Consider the following 15,219-nt stretch of genomic DNA (forward strand, 5'->3'; position numbering starts at 1 on the left):
TCGCATCGCCCGGAACCCGCTGCCCGGAAACTCGTCGCCCGGAACCCGGTCGCCCGGCATCCCGTCCGCACCCCGGCTGACCTGCCGCAGGCCGACCATCCAGTGTTGCACGCCGGAGGGCGCCGCAAAAAAGTCTCGCTGGACAGGCAACGTCATACTCGTCCCACACGTCTAGCAAGCGGGACAACTGTCCAGGGAGGGCCCATGCAGCGTGTCCGGTTTCTCGCCCGGGTCACCGCCCTGGCGGTGGTCGTGCTGGTCGGTGTCGGCGCCTGTGCGCTCGATCCGCAGGCGGAAGGCGCCGGGGGGAGCACCCCCGGCCCGGTCGGGCTGACGGAGGGAGCATCGGGGGCGAGCGCGTCGCCCACGCCGGATCAGCCGGTCACGTCCCCGTCGGCGCAGCCGAGCCGGACGGCCTCGCCGAAACCCTCCCGGTCGCCGGAGGCGACGAAGACGACGAAGCCCAAGCCGAAGCCGAGCGCGTCCGCCGGGTGCCCGCAGGGGGAGCACCAGCGGGCCGTGGAGACGTACCTGACCAGGCTGGGCGGCTTCGGGACGCTGACCGTGGACGGCGAGCAGTCCGCCGCCGACTGCGCGGCGATCAAGAAGTTCCAGATCCGGTACGGGATCAGCCCGTCCTCGGGTCGCGCCGGCCCCACCACGTACGACGTGGCGAAGCGGCTCGCCGCCACGGACACCGCGCGGTGCAGGGCCGGTTCCCGGCTCACCTTCTGCGTCGACCTGACCCGGCAGACGGTCTGGGCGATGCGCGGCGGCACTGTGGTGATGGGCCCGACAGTCACCCGCACCGGCATGTCCGGCTACGCCACCCCGGCCGGCACGTACTCGGTGGGCCGGAAGAACCCGCGCGAGTGGTCGAACCCGTACGAGGTGTGGCTGCCGTACTGGCAGCAGTTCAACGGCGGGATCGGCTTCCACGAGACCACCACCTACCTGCACAACGGCGCGATCGGCTCGCACGGCTGCGTCAACCTGCTGCACCGTGACGCGGTACGCCTGTGGGAGCTGGGCTCGGTCGGCACCCGCGTGGTCGTGATCGGCCGCCGCCCCGGCACCTGAGCCCGGAATCCGTCCCACCCGTGACCGGACCGCCCGGATCAGGGTTTTAACCCCTGTCCGCGCGGTCCGGTTGGTGTAACCCTGGAAGCCGGGTCCATGCCGGGACGGGGAGGGACTGCCATGACCGTTGACCAGGACGTGCTTCCCGAGGACGAACGGACGCGGCAGCAGGAGGTGCCCACGGCGGTCGTGCTCGCCTACGCGGCCGCCGCGGCGGGGGTGTTCGGCTGGTTCCTGTTCGGGCTGCTGGTGCAGCAGCAGGGCTTCGTCGACTCGGTGGGCGAGTCGGCCGGTGCCGCGTTCGCGTTGCTGCTGGCCGTGTCGGTGATCGGCACGCTGCGCCGCAACGGGGAATAGCTCACTCCTCCAGCACCGCCGCAGTGATCCGGTGCAGCGCGAACGTGTGCAGCATCTCCGTCCGGTCGTCCTCGGCGCGCAGGTAGCCGGCGCCGATCGACACCGGCCGGACCAGCCGGGACGCGGTCGCCCCGTGCGCGTCGACGTAGCCGACCCAGACCAGCGCCTTGTCCCGTACCGCCTGCTGGAGCACCGCCAGCGCGTCGCCGTGCCCGGACACGGGCGCGGGACCGCCGGCCGCCGGGGCGCCGCGGACCACCGCCGGGGCCCGCCGCGCCGCCCGGGCCGCCGCCTCGCCCCGGCGGATCTGCTCCACCACGCCGAGCAGGCGGGGCATCGGCAGCTTCGGCGTGGCGAGCGGGTCGACCGCACGGCCGATCGCGGTACGCGCCGGCGCCCGCCGGGTCTTCGGCCGCGCCAGCACAGTCGCTCCGCTGGCGTCCTCCGGCACCGGGGCGTACCCGGCGTCGCGCAGCGCGGTGAGCATCCGGTTGACCTGGTACGGGGTGACCAGCACCGTGGGCGCGAGCCGGCGGAACGCCAGCGGCTCCAGTCGCCGGTCCGCCTGCACCTCGCTGAGCAGCGTCTCGTCGTCGCTGCGCACGTATGCGCCGGCCGACCCGACGCGTAGCCCGCCGTGCTTGCGGGCCGCGTCGTCGACCAGATAGGTCAGGCCCTGCGGCACCGGGGTACGCGAGCGGCGGCGGAACAGCGCGTGCAGGTCGTCGGCGGTGTAGCCGGCGTCCAGCGCCCGCCTGATGCTCGCCGTGGTGACCCGGTGCACGCTGGCTCCGCCCGCCGACTCGTGCTCGGCCACCACGTCCAGTTCGGCGGCGAGCGCCGGGTCGGGCGGGCCGGGCACCACCACTGTCAGGTCGGCCTGCACCAGCACGTGGTCGACCGGGGCGGGCAGCAGCCCGTCCAGCGCCCGTACCGTCGTCGACGCGTCGCCCGACTCGGCGTCGGAGCGCAGCCCGAGCGGGTCGTCACCGCGCTCGTCGGCCTCGGTCAGCTCGGCGAGCAGCAGCCGCCCGTACGAGGTGAGCGCATTGAGCCCGGTCACGCCCAGCGTGGCGGCCTCGGCGAGCACCTCCCGGTGCGCCGTCTCCCGCCCCCGGGCCCGCCGCGGCGCGCGCCAGTCCAGCAGTTCCAGCACCTCGTCGGTGGTCGGGGCGGTGCCGGGTGGCAGGTCGGCCAGCACGGCGAGCACCGCACGCCGGGCGGCCGGCGCCCCTGCTCGTTCCGCCTCGGCGGAGAGCACCGAGATGGGCCGGTCCCGGTCGTCGCGCTGCCCGATCAGGCCGGCCTGGCGGGGCATCGACATCCAGGCGCGGGCGAGCTGCTCCCAGCGCTGGGCCAGCGACACCGCGCGCCACACCTCGTATCCGCCGGTGGGCAGGATCTGCTGGTCGCCGCCGTACCGGGTGGTGGCCGCGCCGGTCAGCTCCATCTCGCCGGTCAGCCCGGCCGCGTACGCCACCTCGAACAGCAGCGCGGTGGTCGGCTCGTCCAGCCCGAGGCCACGAGCGAGCCGTCGCAGGTCGCGTACGCCGACGCCGCCGGAGCGCAGGACCGGTGCCGGTTCGGCGGTCAGCGCCTCCAGCATCGCCTCGGTGTGCCGGACCACCTCCATGGTCTGCCCGGCGCCGGCCGAGTCGACGGACTTCACCTCGCGCGGCGGGCCGGACACCACCGGCGGGCTGGTGCGCAGCGGGCCGAGCGGACCGGCGTCGCGGCGCAGCACCAGCCCCACCTCGCGGGGCAGCTCGACGGTGCCGTTGCGGCCGCCGGACATCCGGACCAGGAGCCGGTGCTCGACCAGCCAGCGGATCGGCGAGCCGGTCGGCGCGCCGCCGTTCACCAGGTCGGGCGGGAGCACGTCCTCGGTGCCGGTGGCGGGGGCCTCCAGCGCACCGGGGGCCACGGTCCCGACCGGCGGCCCGGCGGCGAGCCGGTCCAGGACCGCGCGGGCCGAGGGCGGCGCGGACAGCAGCGTCCGCCGCAGTTTCGCCGGGTCCGCGCAGAGCGCCGCCGCGCGCGGGTCCAGCTCCGCCGCCGGCCGGCCCAGCCCCGCCGGGTACGGGGACACCTCGTCGATGCCGCCGGCCACGCACAGGTCGTGCTCGGGGCCGTACAGCAGGAACCGGGCCCGGAGCCGGTCGACGGCGGCGCGGACCGCTGTCGGGGCGGGCGGCTGCGGCCCGGCGGTGGCCATGGCGAGGATCTGGTCGGTGGAGGTGGCGCCCTCGGGACCGCGGGTGAGCCGGGCGGCGTCGAGGATCTGGAGGGTGAACTGGTCCAGCCCGTCGAGCGCCCGGGCCACGGAGACCCGGGACTGGGCGCGCAGGGCGAGGGCGGACACGTCGGCCGGCACCGGCACGACGAGGTCCGGCCGCAGCTGGAGCAGGGCGGCAAGCGACTCGTCGGGGAGGGCCCGCAGGTGGTCGGCGAGTGAGGTGGTCATCGTCGTACCACGCTAGCCCGCTGGGTAGGTTCTCGGCATGTCTCCGCTGATGGTCGGCTTCGACCTCGACATGACCCTGGTCGACTCCCGGCCCGGGATCGCCGCCGCGTTCCGGGCGCTCACCGCGCGCACGGGCGTGCACGTGGACGGGGAACTGGCCGTCTCCCGGCTGGGCCCGCCGCTGCGTACCGAGCTGGCGCACTGGTTCCCGCCGGAGCGCGTCGAGGAGGCGGTGACGCTCTACCGGGAGCTGTATCCGGCGTACGCGATCACGCCGGCCGTGCCGATGCCGGGTGCGGAGGCCGCGCTGCGCGCGGTGCAGGCGCGCGGCGGGCGGACGATGGTGGTGACCGCGAAGATGGGCCGGCTGGCGAAGCTGCACCTGGACCACCTCGGGCTACCGGTGGACGAGCTGGCCGGGGACGTGTTCGCCGAGCAGAAGGCGGTCGCGTTGCGCGAGCACGGCGCGACGCTCTACGTGGGCGACCACGTGGCCGACATGGCCGCCGCGCGAGCCGCGGGAATCCCGGGCGTGGCAGTGGCGACCGGCCCGTGCTCGGCCGACGAACTGACCGAGGCCGGGGCGTACCTGGTGCTTGATGATCTCGTCGAATTCCCGAGGGCGCTGGACCGGATCATCGGGCTAGCCTTGGAGGGGTAGACGGTTCGAGTGGAGCGGGGTTCAACAGGTGCCGACGGGTCGAGTGAAGTGGTACGACGCCGCCAAGGGGTACGGGTTCGTCACCAGTGACGAGGGTGGCGACGTGTTCCTGCCGAAGGGCGCGCTACCGGCGGGTGTCGCCGACCTGAAGGGTGGCCAGCGGGTCGATTTCAGCGTGGTCGACAGCCGGCGGGGCGCCCAGGCGATGGGGGTCAAGCTGCTGGAGGCGCCGCCGTCCGTGGCGGAGCTGCGCCGCCGGCCGGCCGAGGAACTCCACGGCCTGGTCGAAGACATGATCAAGGTGCTGGAGGCGAAGGTCCAGCCGGACCTGCGCCGGGGTCGCTTCCCGGATCGGAAGACCGCGCAGAAGATCGCTCAGCTGGTCCACGCGGTGGCGCGCGAGCTGGAGGTCTGAGGGACGAGCCCGGCGTCGGCGGCCCGGCCCAGCAGCGCCTCCACGGCGGCGAAGCCGGCCTCTCCCAGGTCGGCGGTGAACTCGTTGACGTAGAGGCCGATGTGCCGGTCCACCACGTCGGGCTCCATCTCCTGAGCGTGCGTAAGGACGTACTCGCGGCTGGCCTCCGGGTCGGCCCACGCCTGGCGTACCGACTCGCGGATCCATGCGGCGGCGTCGACCGGGTCGACGGCGCCCCGGCGGGCCAGGATCGCGCCGAGCGGGATCGGCAGACCGGTGTCGCCCTCCCACCACTCGCCCAGGTCGACCAGCGCGGTCAGCCCGTGCCGCGGGTAGGTGAAGCGCGCCTCGTGGATGACCAGGCCCGCGTCGTACCGGCCGGCGGCCACGCCCGGCATGATCTCGTGGAACGGCACCACCTCGATGCGCGCCGGTGCCTGGTCGGCCGCCCAGAGGCGGAACAGCAGGTACGCGGTGGTCCGCTCGCCGGGCACCGCCACCGTCGCGCCGGACAGGTCGGTCCGGTCGCCACGGGTCAGCACCAGCGGGCCGCAGCCCCGGCCCAGCGCGCCGCCGCAGGGCAGCAGGTGGTAGTCGTCGAGCAGCCAGGGCAGCGCCGCGTAGCTGACCTTCACCAGGTCGAACGCGCCCCGCTCGGCGGCGGTGTTCGTGACGTCGACGTCCGCGTAGGTCACCTCGACCGCCGGCGCGCCCGGCACCCGGCCGTGCACGAGGGCGTCGAAGACGAACGTGTCGTTGGGGCAGGGGGAGATCGCCAGGGAGAGCGCCACGGTCCCACCGTAACCCCGGCGGCCGGGCGGCCCGTCACCCCGTCCGGTGTGACGTCCAGCCGGTCCGGTGCAGCCGCTCGATGCCGTCGAGCAGCAGGTCCAGCGCGAATTCGAACTCGAACTGGTCGTCGCAGCCCGGGCCGACCACTGAGTCGTCGTCGTGGGACGCGGCGGTGGCGATGGCGGCGAGGTGCGGGAACCGGGCGGCCGCCTCCGGCGGCAGGTCCGCCGGCGGGTCGGCGCTCGTCGCGCCGGACCGGCCCGCCTGCCGGGAGGTGTCGAACAGCTCCTGGCTGAAGCCCAGCACGCGGCTGCCGAGCGCGTGCATGACGTGGTGGGCCAGGTCGGTGGAGAACCCGCCCGCCCGCAGCGCGCCCACTGTCGAGTCGAGGTACGCGAGGACGGCCGGCGTGGGCGTGGTCCGGGACTCGATCGCCAGCGACGCCCACGGGTGGCGGAGCAGCATCTGCCGCGCCGACAGGATGCGCCGGCGGATCGACTGCTTCCAGTCGCCGGCCGCCGGCGGGTCGATCTCCGCGACGACGATGTCGATCATGCCGTCGAGCAGTTCGTCCTTGTTGGCGACGTGCTTGTAGAGGGCCATCGGCACGACGCCCAGGTCCTGCGCGAGGTTGCGCATGCTCAGCGACTCGATGCCGGTCCGGTCGGCGAGCACGACTGCGGTACGCAGGACGCGATCCCTGGTCAGGGGTGTCCGGCGCACCGTCTCCGTCTGCTCCGCCATGTCGTCCCCAGTCCTCCCGAAGGCCGTTGACACAGTAACCGTCTTGACTGGTGTACGGCGTACACCTAGCCTTGTCCCATGATGGTGTACGCCGTACACCAGGGAGGGAGTGGCGACATGAAGGCGATCGTCCAGGACCGGTACGGCCCCCCGGAGACACTCGTGCTCGCCGACGTCGAGACGCCCGCGCCCGGCCCCGGCGACGTCCTCGTCCGGGTCGAGGCCGCCGCGCTGAACGCGTACGACTGGCACGTCATGCGCGGCGACCCCCGGCTGTCGCGGCTGGCGCTCGGCCTCGCGCGGCCCCGCGCCCGCATCCGTGGCCGCGACTTCGCCGGCCGGGTCGAGGCCGTCGGCGCCCAGGTGCGGCAGGTACGCCCCGGCGACGCCGTCTTCGGCGACCTCGGCGAGGCCGACGGCGCGTTCGCCGAGTACGTGTGCGTGCCCGAGCACCTGGTCGCGCCGCGGCCGGCGAACCTGACCCCGGCGCAGGCGGCAGCACTGCCGCTGGCGGGGGTCACCGCGCTCCAGGGCCTGCGCGACGCCGGGCAGGTCCGGCCCGGCCACCGCGTCCTGATCAACGGGGCCTCCGGCGGCGTCGGCACGCTCGCCGTCCAGTTGGCGAAGGCACTCGGCGCGACTGTGACAGGCGTGTGCCGCACCCGCAACGTCGCGCTGGTCCGTTCCCTGGGCGCCGACCACGTGGTCGACTACACCCGCGACGACTTCACCCGCGACGGGCACCGCCACGACGTGGTGTTCGACCTGGTCGGCAACCGCTCCCTGACCGCGTTGCGGCGGGCGCTCACGCCGGACGGGACGCTCGTGCTCTCCGGTGGCGGCGTCTACCGGGGCGGCAGCCTGCTCGGCCCGATCGGGCTGCTGGCGCGCGGACGGCTGCTCGCGCCGGTCGTCAGGCAGCGCGTCGTCGTCCTCGCCACGTCACCCGGCCGGGCCCACCTCGACGTGCTGCGCGAGCACGCCGAGGCGGGCCGGCTCACGCCTGTGGTCGACCGGACGCATCCGCTGCGCGAGGTGCCCGAGGCCGTCCGCTACCTCGAAACCGAGCACGCGCGAGCCAAGGTCGTCATCACGATCTGAGCCCGCCGTCCCCAGCCCGACGACTTCTCCACAGGGTTGTCCACAGGTGGATGGATCACTGAAGGGCGGCCGCCGCGGCGGTGAGCGCGGCGAACGCCTCCCGCATCCGCCACGCGCTCCGGTCACGCGGTCCGATCGGGTTGGAGACCGTACGCAGCTCGGCGAAGGGCACGCCGGCCTGAGCGGCGGCTACCGCCACGCCGTACCCCTCCATCGCCTCGGCCACCGCGTCCGGGTGCCGTTCGGCGAGGGCCGCCGTGCTCGCGGCGGTGCCGGTCACCGTGCTGACGGTGAGCACGGTGCCGACGGTGGCCCCCGGCAGCGCGGCGCGCAGACGGGCCAGCAGGCCCGGGTCGGCGAGCACGATCCGGCCGCCGCCCAGCAGTTCGGGAGGCATGCCCAGGTCCTCGACCGGGATGAACCCGGCCGGTGACTCGGCACCGAGGTCGGCGGCGACGCTGCGGTCGGCGAGCACAGTGCCGCCCACCGCGACCCGGCCGACGAACCCTCCGGCGATGCCGGCGCTGACCACCGCCCGGTACGGCCGCCCGGCCGCCTCGGCCAGCGCCAGCAGCCGTGCCGTGGCGGCCCCGGCGACGGCCGGACCGACCCCGACCGGCAGCACCGTCACGTCCGGCGGTGCAGTCGCGTCCGGCGGTGCAGTCCCGTCGGGCGCTGCCGTCCCGTTCGGCGCTGCCGGTGCGGTGAGGCCGGCACGGATCGCCTCGGCCTCGGCCGGCACGGCCGTGACCACGAGCAGACCGGTCACGCCACCGGCCCCCGCGGGTCGCGCCGCTCGGTGTCCTCGACGCCGCCCGGCCCGCCCACCGAGGAGGACGGCCGGTAGATGTGGAAGCCGGGCGGGGCCAGCCCGTCGTCGTCCGGCGGTGGGCCGGAGCGCTGGGGCGCCGGTGACGTGGGCGCCGGGTCGTCGAACGAGGTGGTGGCCGGTTTCTCGGCGCGAGTCGCCTGCTCCGCCGCCAGTTCCTCGTCGCCGAGCGGCCGGCCGGCCAGGTGCTCACCGCGCAGCTTGCCGGCGACGAGCACGCCGCGTACGGCCACCAGCGCGGCCACCGCGGCGGCGACGGTCACGCCGATCAGGCCGGTGAACGGCACCAGCCCGAGCCCGCCCCCGGCCACGAACGCGAGCATCAGCGCGGTCTCCGAGTGCGCGAACGAGCTGGCGCGCAGCCGCTCCGGGATGCGTTCCTGGATCGAGGCGTCCACCGCCAGCTTGGCGATCCCGCTCATCATCGCCGCGACCAGGCACAGCAGCGCCACCATGGGCAGCGAGAACTTCAGCGCGGCGAGCACGGCCACACCGGCCACCACGATCGTGCCGCTGGACTGGAGCGCTGTCGGCCGGTGGATGCGCAGACGGGTGCCGAGCGCGGTGGCCAGGAACGTGCCGACCGCCAGCGCGCCGCCGACCAGACCCAGCGCGCCCTGGGCGCCGAGGTCGCGGCCGAAGAAGTCGGTGGTCAGGTCACCGGCCTTGATCGCGAAGGCCAGGAACAGCAGCAGGAAGCCGTAGAGCCCGCGTAGCGCCGCCGCGCCGATCAGCGTGGCGATCACCAGCCGGCCACTGGGGCGACCCCGGCCCAGCGGGCGCTCGCCGTCGCGGCGGCGCAGCGCGCGCAGCGGGTGCGGCATCCGCTCCGGCGGCTCGGAGTCGGCCTTCGGCGGCAGCCGGAGCGAGATCACCATGCCGATCAGGAAGATCACCGAGGCGACCCGCAGCGGCCACTGCGGCCCGAACCAGAACGCGGCCAGGCCGATCGGTGCGACGAGCGCGCCGGCCACAGTGCCGTAGACGCTCGCGCGCGCCCCGACCTGGGACAGCCCCAGCCCTTCCGGGAGCAGCCGGGGGACCGCCGCCGAGCGGGCCACCCCGTACGCCCGGGAGAGCGCGAGCACGCCGAACGCCGCCGGGTAGAGCCCGAAGCCGCCGATGTAGTCGGAGATCAACCAGGCCAGGAACGCCCGGCCCAGCATGGTGGTGGCCAACGCGTACCGCCGGCCGTGGCGGAAGTGGTCGAGCAGCGGGCCGACCACCGGGGCGAGCATGGCGAACGGGACCATGGTCACCAGCAGGTAGAGGGCCACCTTGTTGCGCGCCTCGCCCAGCGGCACGTCGAAGAAGATCGTCCCGGCCAGGCCGATCGCGATGAGCGTGTCACCGGCGCAGGAGAGCGCGTGCAGGTCGAACAGGCGGACCATGCCCACCTCGTTGCCGGCGCTGCGGGCCCGGGCGGTGCCGGCACGCCGGGTCATCCAGCGTCCGCCGTGCAGCGAGCCCCGCAGCAGCAGCCGGGTGGCGCGGATGCCGGTGCCGACGGTCCGCCCGAGAAAGGAGCGGCCGGAGCGGGAGGACAGCGCCATGCGTCCCATCCTCGCCCATCCGCTCCGCGTGTGCCGCATCACCCGGAGAGAATGACTCCGGGGAGTGCCTGTCGCCCGTGGACGGGCATGGGGAACAATGGTCAGGTGACCAGGCCCGCCTCCGCCCGCGCTCCCCGGCTCGACCAGGTCTGCGCCGCCGCCGTCGAGGTGGCCCGCGACGCGATCACCGAGGTGGAGCCCACCGACATCGGCGATCATCTCCAGGCGGTCGCCGAGGGCGACCGGGTCGTCACCCACTACTTCGAATGCCGGATGGCCGGTTACCGCGGCTGGCGCTGGGCCGTCACTGTGACCCGGGTGCCGCGCAGCCGGCACGTCACCATCTGCGAGACGGTGCTGCTGCCCGGCCCGGACGCGCTTCTCGCTCCGGGCTGGCTGCCCTGGCAGGAGCGGCTCAAGCCGGGCGACCTGGGTCCGGGCGACCTGCTGCCCACCCCGGCCGACGACGAGCGGCTCGCCCCCGGCTACCTGCTCTCCGACGACCCCGCAGTGGAGGAGACCGCCTGGGAGCTGGGCCTGGGCCGGGCCCGGGTGCTGTCCCGGGAGGGCCGCGCCGAGGCCGCCCAGCGGTGGTACGACGGGGACCACGGCCCGGACGCCGCGATCTCGGCCGCCGCGCCGGCCGCCGCACGCTGCGGCACCTGCGGTTTCTACCTGCCGCTCGCCGGTTCGCTGCGCCTGGCGTTCGGTGCCTGCGGCAATTTCTACGCCCCTGACGACGGCCGGGTGGTGAGCGCCGACCACGGTTGCGGCGCGCACTCGGAGACGATGATCGAAGCGGCCGAGACGTCCGTGGACGAGCTGCCCACCGTCTACGACGACAGCGCGGTCGAGGCCATGACCGTCAGCCGGGCCCCGGGCTCGGTGGAGGCGGCCGAACCGGCGGAGCCGTACGGCCACCCCTGACGGGTCAGCGCGCTCGCTGCGCTTCGGCAGCGCGTCGGCGACGCCGGTTGGCGTCGTGCCGCATCATCACCGCCAAGCCGGGAAAGCCCCACAGGAAACCGGCCAGACAGGTCCAGAGCCAGTTCTGACGCCCGGATTCGGTGAGCCAGTCCCGGAAGAAGATCAGCAGCACCAGGCCGGCCACCGCCCAGGCGATCAGCCCGGCGACGGCGAACGGCACCATCGGCGGGTCGAGCGGCTCCGGCCGCGGCTGTTGCTCCTGTGACACCGGCCCAGCCTACGTGATCGTTCTTCCCTGCCTGCCAGGTGATCTGGGACGATGCGCGCGACAAAACCCGGCCGATGACCAGATGAGGAACCATGTCCATTGCCCCGCCGCCGGATCACGGCACACCGCCCGATCCCGCGCATCCACGAAACGCCTTCGACCGCTTCTTCCTGATCTCGGCGCGCGGGTCGACGCTGAGCCGGGAGTTGCGAGGCGGCTTCGCCACGTTCTTCACGATGGCGTACATCGTGGTGTTGAACCCGCTGATCCTGGGCAGCGGTAAGGACGGCGACGGCCGTTCGCTGGCCATCCCGGCGCTCGCCGCGGCGACCGCGCTGGTCGCCGGCCTGATGACCATCCTGATGGGCGTGGTGGCCCGGTTCCCGATCGCGCTCGCGGCCGGTCTGGGCGTGAACGCGCTCGTCGCCTATGAGATCGCGCCCCAGATGACCTGGGCGGATGCGATGGGCCTGGTGGTCATCGAGGGTGTGCTGATCGGCATCCTGGTGCTCACCGGACTGCGTACCGCGGTGTTCCGCTCGGTGCCCACGCAGCTCAAGACCGCGATCGGCGTCGGCATCGGTCTGTTCCTGACCATCATCGGCCTGGTCGACGCCGGTTTCGTCAGGCGCGTGCCGGACGCCGCGAACTCCACGGTGCCGGTCGGGCTGGGCATCAACGGCAAGATCGTCAGCTGGCCGATGCTCGTCTTCGTGGTCGGCCTGCTGATCACGCTGGTCCTGGTGGTACGCCGGGTCCGCGGCGCGATCCTGATCGGCATCCTGGCCTCCACCGTGCTGGCCATCGTGGTCGAGGCGATCGCCAACGTCGGCCCGTCCTTCGTCGACGGCAAGCCGAACCCGAAGGGCTGGGCGCTGAACGTGCCCGAGCTGCCCAAACAGATCGTGGACCTGCCCGACCTGTCGCTGCTGGGCCAGTTCAACGTGCTGAACTCGTGGAGCCGGGTCGGCTGGCTGGTGCCGCTGATGTTCATCTTCACGCTGCTGATCACGGACTTCTTCGACACCATGGGCACGATGGTCGCGATCGGCCAGGAAGGGGACATGCTCGACGAGACGGGCACCCCGCCGAAGGCCAAGGAGATCCTGCTGGTCGACTCGATCGCCGCCGCCGCGGGTGGCGCGGCCTCGGTGTCCAGCAACACGTCGTACATCGAGAGCGCCGCAGGCGTTGCGGAGGGTGCGCGGACCGGCGTGGCCAACCTGGTCACCGGCGCGTTGTTCCTGCTCGCCATGTTCCTGGCACCGCTGTCGCTGATCGTGCCGTTCGAGGCCGCGTCGACGGCGCTGGTGGTGGTCGGCTTCCTGATGATGACGGCGGTCCGCACGATCGACTGGACCGACTACGAGATCGCCATCCCGGCGTTCCTCACCATCGCGCTGATGCCGTTCACCTATTCGATCTCGAACGGCATCGGGGCCGGCGTGATCAGCTTCGTACTGCTGAAGGTGGCGAAGGGTAAGGCCCGGGAGGTCCACCCGCTCCTGTACGGGGTCGCCGTGCTGTTCATCGTGTACTTCCTGCGCGGGCCGGTCGAGTCCGTGTTGCTCTGACGCTGGTGAGCCTGGTCATAACGCATGTCGTTAGCCAGGCTCATTAGTTAGGCTAACTAGTGTGACGGAGCGGACGGTGACGGCGAAACGCGTGCCACCGGCGCAGCTGGCTCCTCAGCTGCGAGATGCGATCACCCGGCTCAACCGGCGGGTACGACAAGCCCGGCCGGTCGGCGACCTCACGGTCACCCAGCTGTCGGCGCTCACCAGCCTCAATCTGGCGGGCGCCCTCACGCCACGGGAACTGGCTGATGTCGAACGGGTGCAGCCGCCCACGATGACGAAGATCGTCGCGAAGTTGGAGGAGCGCGGCCTCGTGCAGCGCACCCCCCATCCGACCGACGGACGGCAGGTCATCCTGGCGGCGACCGAAGGGGGAAGGGCCGTACTCGACCAGTTCGAGCGGGCCCGCAACGAGTGGCTGGCCACCCGGCTGGCCGCGCTGACCGAGGACGAACGCGAGACGCTACGGCGAGCAGCGGACATCCTCCAGGGCATCGCTCGCGCCTGACACCGCCGCCCGCGGTTCGCTTCGTCAGCTGTGGATGAAGCGTACCGATGCGAGGAGGCGCACCTAGAGTGCAGGCCAAGCTGAGCACGATGTTCCAGTCCCTACGAGTCCGCAACTATCGACTCTTCGCCACCGGGCAGCTGATCAAACTGATCGGCGTCTGGATGATGTTCATCGCCCAGGACTGGCTCGTCCTCGAGCTCAGCGACAACTCCGCGACCGCGCTCGGCGTGGTCACCGCGTTGCAGTTCACCCCCGTACTCCTGCTCACGCTGCTGTCCGGCCGGCTCGCCGACCGCTACGACAAGCGGATGCTGCTCTTCGTCGCCAACGCCTTCTGGACCGTGCTGTCGCTCGCCATGAGCATCCTGGTCCTCACCGGCCTGGTGCAGCTCTGGCACGTCTTCACGTTCGCCGCCCTGCTCGGCGTCGCCAACGCGGTCGAGACGCCGGTCCGCCAGGCCTTCGTCTCCGAACTGGTCGGCATGCCGCTGCTGCCGAACGCGCTCTCGCTCAACGCGGCAGTGTTCAACTCCGCCCGGATCGTCGGCCCGGCCGTCGCCGGCCTGGCCATCGCCGTCGTCGACGTCGGCCCGGTCTTCCTGGTCACCGCGCTCAGCTCGATCGCCCCGCTGGTCAACGTGGTCCGGATGCGTACCGACGAGCTGCACCGCAAGGACCTGCCGCCGGTCGGCGAGCGGGACCAGGCCCGGGTGGTCGACGGCCTCCGGTACGTGGCACGCCGCCCGGACATCCTGCTGCCGATGGTCCTCATGTCGGTGATCGGGATGAGCCTGTTCAACTTCCAGCTCACCCTCGCCGCGCTCGCGAAGACCGTGTTCAACACCGGTGCCGCCTCGTTCGGCCTGTTCAGCACCGCCCTCGCGGCCGGCGCGCTGGTCGGGGCGCTGGCCGGCACCGGACGGCGCAGCCGGCCCTCGGTCTGGCTCGTGCTCGGCGCCGCGATCGGCTGTGCGATCTTCGGCACGCTCGTCGGGCTCGCCCCGGCGTACTGGATGGTCGTGACGCTGCTGCTGCCCGCCGGGTTCTTCATGATCTACTTTGCCCAGGCCGCCAACCAGCGCGTACAGCTCGGTGTCGACGCGTCCTTCCGGGGACGGGTGATGGCGCTGTGGGTGCTGGTGTTCCTGGGCACCAACCCGGTCGGCGCGCCGCTGATCGGCTGGGTCGCCGAGACGTACGGCGCGGGCGCGAGCATCTGGGCCGGCGGTCTGATCTCGCTCACCGCCGCGCTGCTGGCGCTCACCTGGCAGCTGCGCCGCTCCGGCGCCCGGCTGCGGATGCGGGTGCTGCCGATGCCCCGCTTCTACGTGGTTTCGCCCGGCGCCAAGTAGCCCTGATAGCCGGTCGTACCGGCCCGATTACCCAAACGGGTGGCGGGCCGGTGCGGCAGGGCTTAGCGTCGATGTGTGGAAGTGGGGCAGGGACTGCTGCTGGCGCTGGCGATCCTCGCCGTCTGCTGCCTGCCTGCCCTGTTCGCGTTGCTGTTCTGCGCCGACGAGATCATCGATCGGGTCGCCTGCGGATGGGCCGAGTGGCGGGAGCAGCGCCGGGAACGCCGTACCATCGCGCGGCTCGACCGGGCCATCGAGGCCGAGGCGCTGACCCGCGACATCGACCTCACCGAGTTCGACAAGGACGGCCGCCGCCCGCTGGAACAACTCGCCACCGACCTGCGCCGTCTCGGCGGCCACCGGCTCGCCGCCGCCGACCGCAGCGTGGTGTGGCACGGCGCGGTCATCGAGGCGTACGACGAACGGCTGCGCGCCGCCTGCCACGCGCTCGGCATCGCCGAACACCTGGCCGAGCTGGACGGCGTCGACCGGGAGATCGAACGGGTACGCGTCGAAGGGCTGCTGCACGCCGCCGGGCTGACCCTGCCGGCCGCGCGCGCCGCGCACCACCAGCGGCACCGCTGACCG

The 15,219-nt window shown here is 73.2% G+C and carries 16 protein-coding genes; 10 read left to right on the top strand and 6 right to left on the bottom strand.

All coding sequences use genetic code 11. The features are described 5' to 3' along the window. Positions 1-204 precede the first annotated feature (204 nt). The gene (locus FB455_RS27535) at positions 205-1,080 is read left to right on the top strand and encodes a L,D-transpeptidase family protein (RefSeq protein WP_013473736.1); all 876 of its coding nucleotides are present in this window, start codon (positions 205-207) and stop codon (positions 1,078-1,080) included. 120 nt (positions 1,081-1,200) lie between these two features. Then, positions 1,201-1,437 carry a hypothetical protein gene (locus FB455_RS27540; RefSeq protein WP_013283702.1) on the top strand — a complete coding sequence of 79 codons (237 nt, stop codon included), beginning with the start codon at positions 1,201-1,203 and terminating at the stop codon, positions 1,435-1,437. 1 nt (position 1,438) lies between these two features. Here FB455_RS27540 and FB455_RS27545 read toward each other — a convergent pair whose 3' ends face one another. Then, positions 1,439-3,901, bottom strand: a complete 2,463-nt coding sequence (locus tag FB455_RS27545) for a helicase-associated domain-containing protein (RefSeq protein ID WP_145755301.1) — start codon at positions 3,899-3,901, stop codon at positions 1,439-1,441. A gap of 37 nt (positions 3,902-3,938) precedes the next feature. Here FB455_RS27545 and FB455_RS27550 point away from each other — a divergent pair, with 37 nt between their 5' ends. Both FB455_RS27550 and FB455_RS27555 read left to right on the top strand, forming a co-directional pair. Beyond that, complete coding sequence (locus FB455_RS27550) at positions 3,939-4,562, top strand: HAD family hydrolase (RefSeq protein WP_145755302.1); 624 nt, start codon at positions 3,939-3,941, stop codon at positions 4,560-4,562. A 28-nt stretch (positions 4,563-4,590) separates the two neighbouring features. Then, entirely contained in the window at positions 4,591-4,977 is a 387-nt protein-coding gene (locus tag FB455_RS27555) for a cold-shock protein (RefSeq protein WP_026267952.1), read from the top strand. On the opposite strand, the gene FB455_RS27560 is transcribed toward FB455_RS27555, so the two are convergent. Together FB455_RS27560 and FB455_RS27565 are read right to left on the bottom strand one after the other, a co-directional pair. Continuing rightward, positions 4,938-5,768 carry a 1,4-dihydroxy-6-naphtoate synthase gene (locus tag FB455_RS27560; RefSeq protein ID WP_013283706.1) on the bottom strand — a complete coding sequence of 277 codons (831 nt, stop codon included), beginning with the start codon at positions 5,766-5,768 and terminating at the stop codon, positions 4,938-4,940. The two genes, FB455_RS27555 and FB455_RS27560, sit on opposite strands and share 40 nt — an antisense overlap. A gap of 34 nt (positions 5,769-5,802) precedes the next feature. Next, on the bottom strand, positions 5,803-6,513 hold the full coding sequence (locus FB455_RS27565) for a TetR/AcrR family transcriptional regulator C-terminal domain-containing protein (protein WP_145755303.1): 711 nt from the start codon (positions 6,511-6,513) through the stop codon (positions 5,803-5,805). A gap of 117 nt (positions 6,514-6,630) precedes the next feature. On the opposite strand from FB455_RS27565, the gene FB455_RS27570 reads away from it, so the two are divergent. Then, positions 6,631-7,614: an NAD(P)-dependent alcohol dehydrogenase gene (locus tag FB455_RS27570; protein ID WP_145755304.1), complete on the top strand. Its 984-nt coding sequence runs from the start codon at positions 6,631-6,633 to the stop codon at positions 7,612-7,614. A 55-nt stretch (positions 7,615-7,669) separates the two neighbouring features. On the opposite strand, the gene FB455_RS27575 is transcribed toward FB455_RS27570, so the two are convergent. Together FB455_RS27575 and FB455_RS27580 are read right to left on the bottom strand one after the other, a co-directional pair. Further along, the gene (locus FB455_RS27575; RefSeq protein ID WP_013473743.1) at positions 7,670-8,383 is read right to left on the bottom strand and encodes a futalosine hydrolase; all 714 of its coding nucleotides are present in this window, start codon (positions 8,381-8,383) and stop codon (positions 7,670-7,672) included. After that, positions 8,380-9,996, bottom strand: coding sequence for an MFS transporter (locus FB455_RS27580; RefSeq protein WP_013283710.1), 1,617 nt, complete (start codon positions 9,994-9,996; stop codon positions 8,380-8,382). Before FB455_RS27580 ends, FB455_RS27575 begins: the two co-directional genes overlap by 4 nt. Before the next feature lie 87 nt (positions 9,997-10,083). On the opposite strand from FB455_RS27580, the gene FB455_RS27585 reads away from it, so the two are divergent. Next, positions 10,084-10,923 carry a DUF3027 domain-containing protein gene (locus FB455_RS27585; RefSeq protein WP_013283711.1) on the top strand — a complete coding sequence of 280 codons (840 nt, stop codon included), beginning with the start codon at positions 10,084-10,086 and terminating at the stop codon, positions 10,921-10,923. A gap of 4 nt (positions 10,924-10,927) precedes the next feature. On the opposite strand, the gene FB455_RS27590 is transcribed toward FB455_RS27585, so the two are convergent. Continuing rightward, positions 10,928-11,191, bottom strand: a complete 264-nt coding sequence (locus FB455_RS27590) for a DUF2530 domain-containing protein (protein ID WP_013283712.1) — start codon at positions 11,189-11,191, stop codon at positions 10,928-10,930. Positions 11,192-11,283: 92 nt separating this feature from the next. Here FB455_RS27590 and FB455_RS27595 point away from each other — a divergent pair, with 92 nt between their 5' ends. The 4 genes from FB455_RS27595 to FB455_RS27610 all read left to right on the top strand — a co-directional run bounded on the left by FB455_RS27595 (position 11,284) and on the right by FB455_RS27610 (position 15,216). Beyond that, positions 11,284-12,765: an NCS2 family permease gene (locus FB455_RS27595; RefSeq protein ID WP_013283713.1), complete on the top strand. Its 1,482-nt coding sequence runs from the start codon at positions 11,284-11,286 to the stop codon at positions 12,763-12,765. A 61-nt stretch (positions 12,766-12,826) separates the two neighbouring features. Continuing rightward, on the top strand, positions 12,827-13,276 hold the full coding sequence (locus tag FB455_RS27600; RefSeq protein WP_030274920.1) for a MarR family winged helix-turn-helix transcriptional regulator: 450 nt from the start codon (positions 12,827-12,829) through the stop codon (positions 13,274-13,276). Between the two features lie 68 nt (positions 13,277-13,344). Beyond that, positions 13,345-14,631 carry an MFS transporter gene (locus FB455_RS27605; RefSeq protein WP_013283715.1) on the top strand — a complete coding sequence of 429 codons (1,287 nt, stop codon included), beginning with the start codon at positions 13,345-13,347 and terminating at the stop codon, positions 14,629-14,631. Positions 14,632-14,706: 75 nt separating this feature from the next. After that, positions 14,707-15,216: a hypothetical protein gene (locus FB455_RS27610; RefSeq protein ID WP_013283716.1), complete on the top strand. Its 510-nt coding sequence runs from the start codon at positions 14,707-14,709 to the stop codon at positions 15,214-15,216. Positions 15,217-15,219 lie beyond the last annotated feature (3 nt).

The sequence above is a fragment of the Micromonospora sp. CNZ296 genome, assembly GCF_007827635.1.

Excerpts from the sequence above, each read along its gene's own strand:
- FB455_RS27535 (WP_013473736.1), top strand. The coding sequence starts at position 205 with ATGCAGCGTGTCCGGTTTCTCGCCCGGGTCACCGCCCTGGCGGTGGTC.
- FB455_RS27540 (WP_013283702.1), top strand. The coding sequence starts at position 1,201 with ATGACCGTTGACCAGGACGTGCTTCCCGAGGACGAACGGACGCGGCAG.
- FB455_RS27545 (WP_145755301.1), bottom strand. The coding sequence starts at position 3,901 with ATGACCACCTCACTCGCCGACCACCTGCGGGCCCTCCCCGACGAGTCG.
- FB455_RS27550 (WP_145755302.1), top strand. The coding sequence starts at position 3,939 with ATGTCTCCGCTGATGGTCGGCTTCGACCTCGACATGACCCTGGTCGAC.
- FB455_RS27565 (WP_145755303.1), bottom strand. The coding sequence starts at position 6,513 with ATGGCGGAGCAGACGGAGACGGTGCGCCGGACACCCCTGACCAGGGAT.
- FB455_RS27570 (WP_145755304.1), top strand. The coding sequence starts at position 6,631 with ATGAAGGCGATCGTCCAGGACCGGTACGGCCCCCCGGAGACACTCGTG.
- FB455_RS27580 (WP_013283710.1), bottom strand. The coding sequence starts at position 9,996 with ATGGCGCTGTCCTCCCGCTCCGGCCGCTCCTTTCTCGGGCGGACCGTC.
- FB455_RS27585 (WP_013283711.1), top strand. The coding sequence starts at position 10,084 with ATGGGGAACAATGGTCAGGTGACCAGGCCCGCCTCCGCCCGCGCTCCC.
- FB455_RS27595 (WP_013283713.1), top strand. The coding sequence starts at position 11,284 with ATGTCCATTGCCCCGCCGCCGGATCACGGCACACCGCCCGATCCCGCG.